14 protein-coding genes are annotated in these 14,594 nt (G+C 71.4%); 4 read left to right on the plus strand and 10 right to left on the minus strand.

What is annotated here, in order from left to right; all coding sequences use genetic code 11:
• Position 1: 1 nt before the first annotated feature.
• The 6 genes from pstA to ACY1JX_RS11400 form a co-directional block, all read right to left on the minus strand.
• Complete coding sequence (gene pstA, locus ACY1JX_RS11375) at positions 2-1,069, minus strand: phosphate ABC transporter permease PstA (protein WP_181753165.1); 1,068 nt, start codon at positions 1,067-1,069, stop codon at positions 2-4.
• A 1-nt stretch (position 1,070) separates the two neighbouring features.
• Positions 1,071-2,003 (minus strand): phosphate ABC transporter permease subunit PstC, encoded by a 933-nt coding sequence (gene pstC, locus ACY1JX_RS11380; protein ID WP_462564030.1) that lies wholly within the window; start codon positions 2,001-2,003, stop codon positions 1,071-1,073.
• Positions 2,004-2,078: 75 nt separating this feature from the next.
• Entirely contained in the window at positions 2,079-3,170 is a 1,092-nt protein-coding gene (pstS, locus tag ACY1JX_RS11385; RefSeq protein WP_462564031.1) for a phosphate ABC transporter substrate-binding protein PstS, read from the minus strand.
• Between the two features lie 148 nt (positions 3,171-3,318).
• A complete protein-coding gene (locus tag ACY1JX_RS11390; protein ID WP_462564032.1) occupies positions 3,319-4,191 on the minus strand; it encodes an NUDIX hydrolase in 873 nt (290 codons plus the stop codon).
• Between the two features lie 17 nt (positions 4,192-4,208).
• The gene (locus tag ACY1JX_RS11395; RefSeq protein WP_462564033.1) at positions 4,209-6,341 is read right to left on the minus strand and encodes an RNA degradosome polyphosphate kinase; all 2,133 of its coding nucleotides are present in this window, start codon (positions 6,339-6,341) and stop codon (positions 4,209-4,211) included.
• A 39-nt stretch (positions 6,342-6,380) separates the two neighbouring features.
• Positions 6,381-6,569, minus strand: coding sequence for a hypothetical protein (locus tag ACY1JX_RS11400; protein WP_181753158.1), 189 nt, complete (start codon positions 6,567-6,569; stop codon positions 6,381-6,383).
• Positions 6,570-6,700: 131 nt separating this feature from the next.
• On the opposite strand from ACY1JX_RS11400, the gene ACY1JX_RS11405 reads away from it, so the two are divergent.
• Positions 6,701-7,732 (plus strand): alpha/beta hydrolase, encoded by a 1,032-nt coding sequence (locus ACY1JX_RS11405; RefSeq protein WP_462564034.1) that lies wholly within the window; start codon positions 6,701-6,703, stop codon positions 7,730-7,732.
• Position 7,733: 1 nt separating this feature from the next.
• Here the strand turns inward: ACY1JX_RS11405 and mshD are convergent, their stop codons facing one another.
• Complete coding sequence (mshD, locus tag ACY1JX_RS11410; RefSeq protein ID WP_462564035.1) at positions 7,734-8,528, minus strand: mycothiol synthase; 795 nt, start codon at positions 8,526-8,528, stop codon at positions 7,734-7,736.
• Positions 8,525-9,952, minus strand: coding sequence for a carboxyl transferase domain-containing protein (locus ACY1JX_RS11415; RefSeq protein ID WP_462564036.1), 1,428 nt, complete (start codon positions 9,950-9,952; stop codon positions 8,525-8,527). The genes mshD and ACY1JX_RS11415 overlap by 4 nt, the downstream gene beginning before the upstream one ends.
• Before the next feature lie 73 nt (positions 9,953-10,025).
• Between ACY1JX_RS11415 and ACY1JX_RS11420 the strand changes: the two genes are divergently transcribed.
• On the plus strand, positions 10,026-11,078 hold the full coding sequence (locus ACY1JX_RS11420) for a mannose-1-phosphate guanylyltransferase (RefSeq protein ID WP_462564037.1): 1,053 nt from the start codon (positions 10,026-10,028) through the stop codon (positions 11,076-11,078).
• Positions 11,079-11,081: 3 nt separating this feature from the next.
• Here the strand turns inward: ACY1JX_RS11420 and manA are convergent, their stop codons facing one another.
• Positions 11,082-12,293, minus strand: coding sequence for a mannose-6-phosphate isomerase, class I (gene manA / locus ACY1JX_RS11425; protein ID WP_241732804.1), 1,212 nt, complete (start codon positions 12,291-12,293; stop codon positions 11,082-11,084).
• A gap of 24 nt (positions 12,294-12,317) precedes the next feature.
• On the opposite strand from manA, the gene ACY1JX_RS11430 reads away from it, so the two are divergent.
• Positions 12,318-13,076 (plus strand): HAD-IIB family hydrolase, encoded by a 759-nt coding sequence (locus tag ACY1JX_RS11430; RefSeq protein ID WP_462564038.1) that lies wholly within the window; start codon positions 12,318-12,320, stop codon positions 13,074-13,076.
• 27 nt (positions 13,077-13,103) lie between these two features.
• Here the strand turns inward: ACY1JX_RS11430 and ACY1JX_RS11435 are convergent, their stop codons facing one another.
• The gene (locus ACY1JX_RS11435; protein WP_181753144.1) at positions 13,104-13,859 is read right to left on the minus strand and encodes a winged helix-turn-helix transcriptional regulator; all 756 of its coding nucleotides are present in this window, start codon (positions 13,857-13,859) and stop codon (positions 13,104-13,106) included.
• Between the two features lie 171 nt (positions 13,860-14,030).
• On the opposite strand from ACY1JX_RS11435, the gene ACY1JX_RS11440 reads away from it, so the two are divergent.
• Entirely contained in the window at positions 14,031-14,450 is a 420-nt protein-coding gene (locus ACY1JX_RS11440; RefSeq protein ID WP_462564039.1) for a TlpA family protein disulfide reductase, read from the plus strand.
• Positions 14,451-14,594 lie beyond the last annotated feature (144 nt).

Here is a 14,594-nt window from a genome sequence, read left to right on the forward strand (position 1 = left end):
GTCAGCGCTCGCCCTGGGGCGAGAAGAAGTGGGAGACGAGGCGGGCGACGAGGTTCAGCAGCATCACGATGAGCAGCAGCACGAGTGCCGCGCCCCAGGCCCGCTCGATGCTCGGCTCCGGCGGGACGCCGGGCTGCATGATGGAGGAGTAGGTGAAGACCGGCAGGGTCGCCATGCGGCCGTCGAACAGGTTGAAGTTCACCGAGTCGGTGGCTCCGGCGATCACCAGCAGAGGAGCGGTCTCGCCGATGACGCGGGCGATCGCCAGGGTGATGCCGGTGACGATGCCGGCCAGCGCGGTGGGCAGCACGACCTTCACGATGGTGCGCCACTTCGGCACCCCGAGCGCGTAGGAGGCCTCGCGCAGCTCGTTCGGGACGAGCTTGAGCATCTCCTCGCAGGAGCGCACCACGACCGGGACCATCAGTACCGAGAGCGCCACGGCGCCGCCGATGCCCATCCGGACGCCGTCGCCGAAGAACACCACGAACAGCGCGTAGGCGAACAGGCCGGCGACGATCGAGGGGATGCCGGTCATGACGTCCACGAGGAACCGGATCGAGCTCGAGAGCCGGCCGTCCTCGCCGTACTCGATGAGGTAGATCGCGGTGAACAGGCCGATCGGGACCGAGATGACGGTGGCGGCCGCCGTGATCAGCAGGGTGCCGACGATCGCGTGGTAGATGCCGCCGCCCTCGCCCACGACGTTGCGCATCGAGTAGGTGAAGAACTCGCTGCTCAGCACGGGCAGGCCACGCTCGAGGACGCTCCACATGATGCTGCCGAGCGGGATCAGCGCGAGCCCGAACGCGGAGGTGACCAGCAGGGTCACGAGCCGGTCGGTGGCCTTGCGGCGGCCCTCGACGAGCCACGACCAGATCGGGACGATCCACGCGAGGGCGTAGCCGACGAAGGCCAGGCGCAGGTCCACGAGGCCGAAGATGCCCGCGAGGACCAGCAGGAGCGCGGCAGCGTGGATCACCCGGGGTGCCGCGGTCGGCAGCGCGTGCGTGCGCAGCGAGTCGGCGAGGTCGCCGGACGGCGGGGCGGGGGAGAGAGTCGTGGTCATGTCAGTTCGCTCCGGAGAATTCCTTGTTGCGCTCGACGATGGCGCGGGCGGCGAAGTTCACGGCGAAGGTGATGACGAACAGCACCAGTCCGGTGGCGATCAGCACGTTCACGTTCAGGCCGCTGGCCTCGGGGAACGACTGCGCGATGTTCGCCGCGATCGTGTTGGGGTTGCTCGAGCTGATGACGTTGAAGCTGACGACGCCCGAGGCGCTCAGCACCATGGCGACGGCCATGGTCTCGCCCAGGGCCCGGCCCAGGGCGAGCATCGCCGCCGACACCATGCCGGAGCGGGCGTACGGGAAGACGGCCATCTTCGTCATCTCCCAGCGGGTGGCGCCGAGCGCCAGGGCGGCCTCCTCGTGCAGGCGCGGCGTCTGCAGGAAGATCTCGCGGCAGATCGCGGTCATGATCGGCAGCACCATGATCGCGAGCACGAGGGCGGCGGTCAGCAGCGTGCGCCCGGTGGCCGAGGCCGGTCCGGCGAACAGCGGGATGAAGCCGAGGTTCTCCTCGAGCCACACGTACAGCGGCTGGATCGCCGACGAGAGCGTGATGATGCCCCACGTGCCGTAGACGACGCTCGGCACGGCGGCGAGCAGGTCGATGAGGTAGCCGATCGGCTGCGCCAGGCGGCGCGGCGCGTAGTGCGAGATGAACAGCGCGACGCCGATGGCGACCGGCGTGGCGATCAGCAGCGCGATGGCCGCGGCCCACAGCGTGCCGAAGACCAGCGGACCGACGTACTGCAGGAACGACTCGCCGCTCTTGACCTCGTCGGGCGACGCGGTGATGCCCGGGATCCCCTCGGCGGTCAGGAAGATGCCGACGCCGGCGAGCGTCGCCAGGATGACGACGGCCGCGCCCAGCGAGATGCCGCGGAAGACGCGATCTCCCGGGCGGGTCGCCGTGCGCGGTTCGGTGGAGGTGCTCACATGGTGTCCTTGATGGAGTTCGTCTGGTGCCCATGACCCGGGCGAGGGGTCAGCCCCTCGCCCGGACCGAAGGCATCAGCTGATGGTGTCGATCGCGGCCTGCGCCTTGGCGGAGAAGTCCTCCGACAGGGGCGCGGAGCCGGCGGCCTCGGCGGAGGCGTCCTGGCCCTCGCTGCCGGCGACGTAGGTCAGCCACTCCTTGACGAGCTCGGCCTCGGCGGCGTCCTCGTACTTCTGGCAGGCGATCTGGTACGAGACCAGGACGATCGGGTAGACACCCGCGGCCTCGGTCTTGCGGTCGATCTCCAGGGCCAGGTCGGTCTCGGCGCGACCCTCCACCTGCGTGGCGGCGTCGAGGACCTTGGCGGCGGCCTCGGGGGTCGGCGCGACGAACTCCTCGCCGACCTTGACCGCGACGGTGCTCAGCTCGCCGGCCTGGCTGGCGTCGGCGTAGCCGATCGTGCCCTGGCCGCCGGAGACGGCCTGGATCACGCCGGAGGTCTGCTGGGCGGCCTCGCCACCCTTGACCGGCCACTCCTCGACCTCACCGTGCGTCCACGAGCCACCGGAGGCGGCATCGAGGTAGGCGGTGAAGTTCTCGGTGGTGCCCGAGGCGTCGCCGCGGTGGACGGGCGTGATCGCGGAGTCGGGCAGCTCGGCGTCCGGGTTGTCCTCGGCGATCGCGTCGTCGTTCCACTTCGTGACGTTGCCGGCGAAGATCGCGCCGATGGTCTCCGGCGAGAGCTGGAGGCCGTCGACACCGTCGAGGTTGTAGACGACGGCGACGGGGCTGACGTAGACGGGCACGGTCACGACGTCGGAGCCGCAGCGCTCCTTCGCGGACGTGACCTCCGCGTCGTCGAGGTAGGCGTCGGAGCCGGCGAACGAGACGCCACCGGCGATGAACTGCTCACGACCGCCGCCGGAGCCGATGGCGTCGTAGTTGACCGTGACATCGGCGTTGGCGGTCTGGAAGCCCTGCTTCCAGGCGTCGACTGCCGACTGCTGCGAGCTGGCGCCGGCACCGTTGAGCGTGCCGCTGAGCGAGCTGTCGGAGGAATCGTCCGCGTCGGCGGACTCGTTGGCGGCACCACAGGCCGACAGGCCGAACAGCAGCGCGGAACCCGCCGCGGTGGCGGCCAGGGTGCGCATGGACTTGCGGTTCACGTGTGTTCCCTCTCTGGAGCGTGTGTGAGGCGACTGCCTCGAACACCGCCACGCTAGGAACCGCAGGTGTAGGGAACTCGCGACGAGGGTGAACGGAAGGTGAACCCTGGCGGAAGGCTGGGAGATCGATGCCGGGAATCCGGGCAGATCAGACCAGTTCGGAGGCCAGCACCTTGCCCTTGCGGTGGTGGATCACCAGGGCGTGGCCGGGGGCGAGCACGGGTCCGCTGACGCCGAGCGCGGCGTAGACGTCGCGCAGCGTGGGCCGGTGCGTGCAGGCCACGGTGGGTCGCTTGGTGCCGAGGAGGGCCTCGACGGCCCGCTCGACCTTGGCCGCAGAGGCGCCCTCGACCAGTCGGTCGTCGAGCTCGAGCAGCTCGTCGGTGAGGGCGACGTAGGGGTCCACGGTCTGCACCGTGCGGGTGGCCGGGCTGCTGACGATGCGCCGCACGCCGAAGGCGCTCAACAGCGGCACGAGCTCCTTGGCTCGGTCGTGACCCTCCGCGGCGAGGGGGCGGTCGCGGTCGCCGCCGTCGAACGCGTCGCGCGACACGGCCTTGGCGTGCCGTAGGACCACGAGCGTGCGCGCCTTGTGCGACTTCCTCGCCACGAGGTCCTCGAAGGCCTCCAACAGCCGGCGGTCGTGCTCGTAGGTGAGCTTCTTGCGGGCCGCGCGGGGCGCGAACCACCTCACCTCGTCGACCTCGCGGTTGGGGCGGAAGTCGCTCTGGTCGTCCAGCGGGCGGGCGACCCAGTAGGCGACCTGCTTGAGGCCGCCGCGGACGCGGTAGGTCACCTCGGGCAGGGGATGCACCAGCCGGACGCGGTAGCCGGTCTCCTCGAGGATCTCGCGGACCGCCGTGACGGGCAGTGGCTCGTCGGGGTCGGCCTTGCCCTTGGGGAAGGTCCAGTCGTCGTATCCCGGCCGGTGCACGAGCAGCACCTCGATGCCGCCGGACCCGCTCGGACCGGCCTTGCGCCAGACGATGCCGCCCGCGGCGGGGATGACCTTGCTCGCCATGGTGACAGTGTGCGCTCTCAGACCCGGGACCGGCGAGACCGTGCCCGCTCGATGAGGAGCTCCTGGACGTTCGCGCCCGCGACGCGGGTCCAGGCCCCGTCCGGGCCGAGGTGCCACGCGAGGGTCTCGTCCGACACCATCGTCTCCAGCAGGCCGGCCAGCTGGTCGACGTGGGCCTGCGACGGCACCCGCACGAGCACCTCGACGCGGCGGTCGAGGTTGCGGTGCATGAGGTCGGACGAGCCGATCCACACCTCGCGGTCGTCGCCCACGCCGAAGACGAACACGCGGCTGTGCTCGAGGAAGCGCCCCAGGACGCTGCGCACGCGGATGCGCTCGGACAGGCCCGGCACGCCGGGGCGCAGGGCACAGATCCCGCGGATGATGAGATCGACGCCGACGCCGGCGCGGGACGCCTCGTAGAGCTTGTCGATGATCGCCTCGTCGACGAGGGAGTTGAGCTTGAACGCGATGTGCGCGGGCTTGCCCTCGCGGTGCCGCCGGATCTCGCGGTCGATCCGGTCGACCAGGCCCGATCGCAGCTCACGCGGGGCGACGAGCAGGGAGTCGTAGTCGCTGGTCATGGCGAAGCCGGAGAGGCTGTTGAACAGCTCGGTGAGGTCGTGGGTGATCTCGCGGTTCGAGGTCAGCAGGCCGAAGTCCTCGTAGTGGCGGGCGGTCTTGGGGTTGTAGTTGCCGGTGCCGATGTGGGCGTAGCGGCGCAGCCCGTCGGGCTCGTCGCGGATCACCAGGGCGAGCTTGCAGTGCGTCTTGAGGCCGACGAGCCCGTAGACGACGTGGCAGCCGGCGCGCTCCAGCTTGCGGGCCCAGCGGATGTTGGCCTGCTCGTCGAACCGCGCCTTGATCTCCACGAGCACCAGCACCTGCTTGCCCGAGCGGGCGGCGTCGACCAGCGAGTCGATGATCGGGGAGTCGCCCGAGGTGCGGTAGAGCGTCTGCTTGATCGCCAGCACGTGCGGGTCGGCGGCGGCCTGCTCGATGAACCGCTGCACGCTCGTGGCGAACGAGTCGTAGGGGTGGTGCACCAGCACGTCGCGCTTGCGCAGCGCGCTGAACATGTCGGCCGGGCTCGAGGTCTCCACCTCGGCGAGGTGCTCGTGCGTGCCCGGCACGAACGGCGGGAACTTCAGGTCGGGACGGTCGTTGTCGGCGATCTCGTTGAGGCTGCGCAGGTCGAGCGGGCCGCTCAGGCGGAAGACCTCCTCGTCCGAGACGCCCAGCTCGCTGACGAGCAGCTCCAGGACGGCGTCGGACATGTTCTCGTCGACCTCGAGCCGCACCGGCGGGCCGAAGCGACGGCGCAGCAGCTCCTTCTCGAGCGCCTTCAGCAGGTTCTCCGCGTCGTCCTCCTCGACCTCCAGGTCCTCGTTGCGCGTGACGCGGAACGTGTGGTGGTCGATGATCTCCATGCCCGGGAAGAGGCTGTCGAGGTTGGCGGCGATGACGTCCTCGAGAGCGACGTAGCGGCCGTCGGAGGCCTTGGTCCACCGCTGGATCACCGGGGGGACCTTGACCCTCGCGAAGTGCTCCTTGCCGGTGCGGGGGTTGCGCATCACGAGCGCGATGTTGAGCGACAGGCCCGAGATGTAGGGGAACGGGTGGGCCGGGTCGACCGCCAGCGGCGTCAGCACCGGGAAGACACGGTGGTGGTAGAACTCCGTGATCCGGGCGCGCTCCTCGTCGGTGAGCTCGTGCCAGCGCAGCAGGTGGATCTGCTCCTCGGCGAGCGCCGGCATGATCGAGTCGTGCAGCAGGCGCGCCTGGCGCTCCATCAGCACCCGGCTGGCCTGGAGGCTGGACGACAGGACGTCGCGGGGGTTCAGTCCGCTCGCGGAGGGGACGGCCACGCCGGCGGCGATGCGCCGCTTGAGGCCGGCGATCCGCACCATGAAGAACTCGTCGAGGTTGCTGCCGAAGATCGCCAGGAAGCGCGTGCGCTCCAGCAGCGGGAGGGACTCGAGCTCGGCCAGCTCCAGCACGCGTGCGTTGAACGCGATCCACGACAGCTCGCGGTCGAGGAAGCGGTCGTCGGGCAGCCCGCCGTCGTGCGCGTCGTAGGGCGGATCGACGTCGAACTCGTCGGGGGAGGACGCGAGCGGCTCGGGGACCGTCAGGTCGGTGGTCTCCATGGGCTCACGATGACACGGGAAGGTGACGGGACGGTGAACTCAGCCGAGCGCCTGGACCATGAGGTAGGCGCCGCCGGCGATCGCGGCCCACAGCGGGACCGAGAGCAGGACGAGGAAGAGCATGGACCGGCGGAAGCCGGGGCGGGCCACCGGCGTCTCGCCCAAAGGCGCGGCCAGGCTGGGCTGCGGGTCCCTCTGGTCGACCTTGAGTGCTTTGGCAGTGCCCATCGACTTGTCCTCTCGTCGCCTACGAGACGTGGTGTCGTCCCCTTCATGATGCGCCATGTCCCAAGAAAAAGCGCGTCAATGGTCGGATCGGCGTGACTGACGTGACGGATGGGGCTGCTACGTTCGCCCCCATGAGCGTCTCAGGACGGGCCCGGAGGGCCGCTGTCGCCGCCGTCGGCGCGGCTCCCAGGCCGCTGAAACGGGTCGCCTTCGGGCGGCCGGTCCGGCACGGCGACCAGGTGCTGCACCCCGACATGCAGGCCCTGCTGGCGCTCCTGCGACTCGAGAATCCCGACCCCGCCGCCACCCCGATCAGCCGTCAGCGACGCGACCTGGTCCGCGCCGATCGACTGCTCGGCGGCGCCCAGCCCATCGGCGCCGTCACCGAGCGCCAGATCGCCGGTCCGGCGGGCCCGCTCCGGCTCCGGTTCTACACGCCGCGGGACCTGCGTGGGCCCTCGCCCGCCCTGGTGTGGTTCCACGGCGGCGGGTTCACCCTCGGCGACCTGGACAGCCACGACGCGGTGTGCCGCTACCTGGCGGAGCAGGCGATGGTGCGCGTCGTCGCGGTGGACTACCGGCTCGCTCCCGAGCACCCGTTCCCCGCAGCCGTGGACGACTGCCTCGCGGCGTGGAGCTGGGTCTGCGAGAACGCGTCGGGCCTGGCGCTCGACCCCGACCGGATCGCGGTCGGCGGTGACAGCGCCGGGGGCAACCTGGCGACCGTCGTGGCTCAGGAGATGGTCCGCTCCGGCGGGCCGGTGCCGCGCTTCCAGCTGCTCGTCTACCCGGTCACGGACTTCACCACGATCACGCGCAGCCGGCGCGAGTTCGGCCACGGGTACTTCCTCACGGAGGACCTCATGGACGAGTTCTCCGGTGCGTACCTCGCCCGCGGCGAGGACCGCTCCGACCCACGGATCTCCCCGATCCGGGGCGACCTGCACGACCTGCCGCCCGCGCACGTCGTCACCGCGGCCTTCGACCCGCTGCGCGACGAGGGCGAGGCCTACGCCGAGGCGCTGCGCGAGGCCGGGGTCCCGGTGACCGCCCACCGTGAGGAAGGGCTGATCCACGGCTTCGCGACGATGGTCGGGTTCGGCACCGCCGCGCCGGCCGCCGTGCGCAGGATCGCCGCGGAGCTGCAGCGCGGCGTGGTCTGACTCAGTCCTGCGTGGCGTAGAGGACGTCGCGCGCCTTCTCGGTGAACCCGAGGCGCCGGTACACCGCCAGCGCCGGGTCGTTGTCCCCCTCGACGTAAAGGTCGATCGCTGCGACGTCCTGCGACCAGAGGTGGCGCAGCCCGACGGCCGTGAGGGCGGTGCCCAGCCCGCCGCCGTGGGCGGACGGATCGACGCCGACCACGTAGACCTCGCCGACGCCGTCCTCGACCTTGGTCCAGTGGAAGCCGACCACCGTGCCGTCGCGCTCGGCGACGAAGAGGCCGGCGGGGTCGAACCACGCCTGGGCGCGGCGCCGGTCGAAGTCGGCGCGATCCATCGCACCCTGCTCCGGGTGGTGCGCGAACGCGCGGGCGTTCACAGCGACGACGGCGTCGGCGTCGGTTTCCTCGAAGGGCCGGATCGAGACACCCGTGGGCAGGCGCGGCTCCTCGACCTCGCGGTCGGAGGTGGTCAGCACGAGCAGCGTGCGCACGGCGCGCAGCCCGGCGGCCGCGGCGAGGGCCTGGGCACCCGGCAGGTCGCCGTGGGCCCAGAACCGGGTCTCGCCGCGGGCGACCAGGTCGTCGACGAGCGCCCGGCCACGGCCCTGGCGGCGGTAGCGCGGGTGGACGACGAGCTCGACGGGAGCGTCACCGACCGCGACGGCACCCACGACCTCGTCGTACCGCTCCAGGCGCAGGGCAGTGCCGTCGCGCAGCGCGATCGCGGTGGCCTCGTTGAAGGGAGCGACGCCGTCGGCCTCGAGGACGGCCTCGGCCAGGTCGAGGAGCGTCATGCCTGCCCCCTCAGCTCACGCAGGTGATGGGCCACCTCGGCCGCCATCGCCCGGGCGAAGGACTCGGGGTCGTCGTCGTCCGGCTCGGGCACGAGGTGGTGCACCGCGCCGGACTCGTGGAGGTCGAAGGCGCTGATGCGCTGCTCGGCGGACAGCTGGGCGGCGTGGTCGACGTCGCCGAACACGATGGCGCTCGCGCCCTCGGGCGGCAGCGGCGACAGCCACGAGTTCTCGGCCGCGATCGTGCGCGAGGCCGGCAGCAGCGCCAGCGCGCCGCCGCCGCAGCCCTGGCCCAGCAGCACCGAGACGGAGGGGACGCGCATCGTCGACATCGAGCTGATGCAGCGGGCGATCTCGCCCGCGATGGCGCCCTGCTCGGCATCGGGGGACAGCTCGGCGCCCGGGGTGTCGATGAACGACACGAGCGGCAGGCCCAGCTCGTTCGCGAGCTTCATGCCGCGTCGGGCCTCACGCAGGGCCGCGGGGCCCATCGGCTTGATCCGGCTCTGGGTCGTGCGGTCCTGGCCGATCACGACGCAGGGCTCGCCGTCGATCCGGGCCAGGGCGACGATCATCGCGGCGTCGCGCTCGCCGCGCTCGGTGCCCTGCAGGCGGATGATCTCGTCGCTGCCCCAGCGCAGCACCTCGCGGACGCCGGGGCGGTCGGGGGTGCGGGTGAGCAGCACCGAGTCCCACGTCTCGTGACGGCGCTCCGTTGCGCCCGGACGTCGGGCCCGGGTGGACTCCTTCGGCGGGTCGATGAGGATCGACAGCGCCGTGTCCACCATGAAGGGCAGCTCCTCGGGCATCACGACGGCGTCGATGATCCCGCGGTTCGCGAGGTTGTCCGAGGTCTGGATGCCGGGCGGGAAGGGGGCGCCGTTGAGCAGCTCGTAGACCTTCGGGCCGAGGAAGCCGATGAGGGCCCCGGGCTCGGCGATCGTGATGTGGCCAAGCGAGCCCCACGAGGCGAAGACGCCGCCGGTGGTGGGGTGGCGCAGGTAGATGAGGTAGGGCAGACCGGCCGCCTTGTGGTCCATCAGCGCGCGGGAGATGTCGACCATGCGGACGAACGCGGGCGTGCCCTCCTGCATGCGGGTGCCGCCCGAGGCGGTGGTCGCCAGCACGGGGATTCCCTCGGCGGTGGCGCGTCGCACGGCGCGCACGATGCGCTCGGCCGCCACCTGGCCGATCGATCCGGCGAGGAACTTGAACTCGTTCACCAGGACGGCCACCGGCCGGCCTCGCATCAGGGCGCGACCGGTGATGATCGACTCGTCGGTGCCCGCGCGCTCGGCCGCGGCCAGCAGGTCGGTGCGGTAGGGCTCGGGGTGCACGGTGTGGTCGACCGGCTCGTCCCACGACTCCCAGGATCCGGGGTCGAGGACGAGGTCGATCAGTTCACGGGCGGTGAGGCGGGACACGGCACCCAGTATGGCTGGCCCGCGCGCCGTCGACCCGTTACGCCGTCCCTCGTGGACCACTACAGTGACCGCCGTGTCCACGTTCCACGCCATCATCCCGGCCGGCGGCGCCGGAACCCGCCTGTGGCCGCTGTCGCGGAAGGCCCGGCCGAAGTTCCTGCTCGACCTCGAGGGCACCGGCCGCACGCTGATCCAGCAGACGTGGGACCGGATGCTGCCGCTCGCGTCGGTCGAGCACATCCACGTGGTCTCCGGCGCTGCGCACGGCAGCGCGATCGCCGCGCAGCTGCCCGAGCTCGTGAACCTCCTGCTCGAGCCGTCGCCGCGCGAGTCGATGCCGGCGATCGGCCTCGCCGCCGCGATCATCGAGCGCGCCGACCCCGACGCCGTCGTGGGCTCGTTCGCCGCCGACCACCGCATCCCCGACCCCGACCGCTTCGCCGATGCCGTGCGCGAGGCGATCGCCGTGGCCGAGCAGGGCTACATCGTCACGATCGGGATCGAGCCCACCGAGCCGTCCACCGCGTTCGGCTACATCGCGTCGGGCGACCCGCTCGAGGGGTTCGGCTCGGCCCGGGCGGTGCGCAGCTTCGTGGAGAAGCCCGACGAGGCGACCGCGCGCGGCTACCTGGCCTCGGGCGACCACGTGTGGAACGCCGGGATGTTCGTGGCCCGCGCGTCGGTCCTGCTCGACTCGCTCGCGCGCTTCCGGCCCGAGCTCGCCGCCGGCCTGCGGGCGGTCGCCGCCGCGTGGGGCACCCCGGGCTTCGTGGCCGAGCTCGGTCGCACCTGGCCGTCGCTGGAGAAGATCGCCATCGACCACGCCGTCGCCGAGCCGGTGGCCGCGGAGGGCGGCATGGCGGTCGTCCCGGCCACCTTCGGGTGGGACGACCTCGGCGACTTCGCCTCCATCGCGACGCTCGGCTCGTCGCCCGACGTGCTCTGGGTGGACGCCGACGGCGTGGCCCGCGGTCAGGAGGGCGTGCAGATCGCCGTGCTGGGCCTGCGCAACGTGGCCGTCGTGCAGACCGACGACGCCGTGCTGGTGCTCGACCTCGCCCAGTCGCAGCGGGTCAAGGAGATCGTGGCGCAGCTGCCCGGGCTCGACCGCGCCGACCTGCTCTGATCCTCAGGGGATCGCGCGCACCGGCCGGTGGCCCACCAGGTCCTTGAGCTCGGAGTCGGGCGTGCCGGGACCGGGCAGGTAGATCTGGGCGATCTCGCCCGTGCCCACGAGGGTGAGGTCGCCGTCCTCGGCGTCGGTGTAGACCGTCTCGCCGCGGCTCAGCGGGACCTTCTCGCCGCGCGAGTTCAGCAGCTGCACGGCACCGCCGATGCACATGACGATCGAGTGCGCGGCGGCGATGATCGAGACGCCGTCGGGGTCGGCGGGGGACACCTGGGTGACCGCGAGCGCGAACTCCTCGACCTCCGGGTGGTAGACCTCCGTGGAGAACGAGGGGTACCCCGGCTCGACCCGAGCGACGCGGGCCATGCCGGCCTCGAGGCAGCGGATCAGGCCCTCGGGGTCGAGCGCCTTGCGGGTGAGTCCGGCGCGCATGACGTTGTCGGAGTTGACCATGGCCTCCAGGCACAGGCCCGACAGGTGCGCGTGGATGACGCCCGTGCCCAGGAACATCGCCTCGCCCGGCTGGAGCGTGAAGCGGTTGAGCAGCAGCGAGACCACGATGCCCACGTCGTCGGGATGGTGCCGGGCGATCATCGCCGCGGTGCTGTAGGCGCGCTTGATGTCGACGCCGTCGTGCACGAGCGCCTTGCACTGGATGACGACCTGGGCGATCTCGGCCGGCGGCGGGGGCGCGATCAGCAGGTTCTCCAGGACGCGGACGATGCCCTTGAAGCCCGTCTTCGCGCGCAGGGTGGCGGACGCGGCGTTGATCGTGGGGGTGTCGAGCTGGGAGAAGACGCGCAGGATCTCGGCGGTGGGGCGGAAGCCCACGAGGGTGTCGAAAGTGCTGAGCGCGTAGACCATCTCGGGCTTGTGGTTCGGGTCCTTGAACACGCGCTGCGGCGAGTCCAGCGGTACGCCGGCCGCCTCCTCGCGCGCGAATCCCTCCCTCGCCTCGGCCTGGCCGGGGTGCACCTGGATCGACAGCGGCTGCTCGGCCGCGAGGATCTTGAGCATGAAGGGGATCTCGCCGGCCACGTCGGACAGCGGGCGCAGACCCTCGGGCGTCTCGACCTGCGAGGGGGCCAGGGGATGGGTGCCCAGCCACATCTCGGCGACCGGTTCCCCCGATCCCGTGCGCCCCAGGAATCGAGGAATGTCACTCGTGGAGCCCCAGTCGTACGCCTGGGTCATGTTGTGCAGACGGCGCATGTACTCAACAGTAGACTCCCTCGCGTGTCCGGACCCCGACTCGTCGCCTTCGATCTCGACGACACGCTCGCCCCGTCGAAGTGCGCGATCCCCGAGGCCATCGGCGACCAGCTCGTCCGGCTCGCCGAACGCGTCGAGGTGGCGATCATCTCCGGTGGCCAGCTGGAGCAGTTCCGCAAGCAGGTCGTGGAGCAGCTGCCGCCCGCTCCGGCCGAGGTCCTGGAGCGGATCCACCTGCTGCCCACGTGCGGCACCCAGTACTACCGGCTGCGCGGCGACGAGATCGTCACGGTCTACGCGCACGCCCTGACCGAGGACGAGCGCGATCGCGCGCTCGCCGCGGTCGAGCAGGAGGCGAAGCGCCTCGGCCTGTGGGAGTCGCAGACCTGGGGCGACATCCTGGAGGACCGCGGCTCGCAGATCACCTTCTCCGCGCTCGGCCAAAGGGCGCCGATCGAGGCGAAGATGGCGTGGGACCCCGACGGGAGGAAGAAGGGCGCGCTGCGCGACGCCGTCGCCGCCGTGCTGCCCGATCTGGAGGTGCGCTCGGGCGGCTCCACGTCGGTCGACATCACCCACCGCGGGATCGACAAGGCGTACGGGATGAAGCAGCTGGCGGACGCCACCGGCATCAGCCTCGACGACATGCTGTTCGTCGGCGACCGGCTCGACCCGGAGGGCAACGACTACCCGGTGCTGGCGCTCGGCGTCCCGTGCCACGCGGTCGAGGGCTGGCCCGACACGGTCGAGTACCTCGACGAGCTCATCCCCACGCTGGACTGAGCCACGCTCACGCGCCGGGGGCGCGGATCAGGCGCGGCCGGCGACCTGACGGCGCGCGGACTCCTGGCGCTCGGCGGCACGCTCGGCCGCGACCTCGCCGGACTCGCGGCGCGAGACGAACCGGTAGCCCACGTTGCGGACGGTGCCGATGAGCGTCTCGTTCTCGGGGCCCAGCTTGGCGCGCAGGCGGCGGACGTGGACGTCGACGGTGCGGGTGCCACCGAAGTAGTCGTAGCCCCACACCTCCTGCAGCAGCTGCTGGCGGGTGAACACGCGGCCCGGGTGCTGGGCCAGGAACTTGAGGAGCTCGAACTCCTTGAACGTCAGGTCCAGGACCCGGCCGTCGAGCTTGGCGGTGTAGGTGACGTCGTCGACCACGAGGCCGCTGGCGCTGATGATGTGGCTGTCGTCCTCGGACTTGTCGCCGTCGGCGGCGACGCGGCCCATGGCCAGGCGCAGACGGGCCTCCAGCTCGGCCGGGCCGGCGGTGGTGAGGATGACGTCGTCCATGCCCCAGTCGGCGGCGGCGACGGTGAGGCCGCCCTCGGTGAGGATGAGGACGAGCGGGCACTCGATGCCGGTCGTGCGGATCACGCGGGTGAGGCTGCGGACCTGCGCCAGGTCGTGGCGGCCGTCGACCAGGACGGCGTCGCACGGGGGCGCGTCGATGAGGGCGCTGGCCTCCGCGGGCAGGATCTTGACGTGGTGGGGGAGCAGCGCGAGTGAGGGCAGGACCTCGACCGAGGACTGCGAGCTCTTGGTCAGCAGCAACAGGTGGGACACGTGGTTGGCCTCCTATACACGTCGAGGCCCCGACGAACGCACCGTGTTCATCGAAGCCTCATTGCCTCGTCGACCATACTTCATGTCACGGGGCTGTGACGAGCGGCGCTCCATCAGTGAGAACCACGTCACACCGATGTCACACGCGGAACGAACCGAGGAGGAGAGCCGGTGGACGGAGTCGAGGTGCTCCTGGTGGCCGTCGTCGTGGCGGTCGTGCTGGCCGCCGCGATGCAGTGGAAGAACGGCCGGTTCGCCGGATCGGCGGGCGACGAGGAGGACGGGCGGCTGAGCCCGCACGACCTCGGTGTGCCGCTGGGGGAGCGGGCCACGCTGGTCCAGTTCTCCAGTGCCTTCTGCGCCCCGTGCCGTGCCACCCGGCAGGTCCTGGGTCAGGTGACCGCCCTCGTCCCGGGCGTCTCCGCGGTGGAGATCGACGCCGAGTCCGAGCTCGATCTCGTCCGGCGGGTGGGCGTGCTGCGGACGCCCACGGTGTTGGTGCTCGACGCGTCGGGCCGCATCGTGGAACGCGCGTCGGGGGCCCCGACGCGCGACCAGGTGCTGGTGGCGCTGGACCGCGCTCTCGCCTGAGTCGTCTCACTTAGCGGACGCTCGTCTCGCTGAATGAGATTCAACGGAGGTCGGGTGTGCCCTACCGCCTACTGTGGGCGCATGTTCACGACACATCTCACCCGACGCCGCGCAGTGGACAACTGCCGCACGCGTTCGGCGCTG

The organism is Aeromicrobium sp. JP4 (assembly GCF_054957925.1).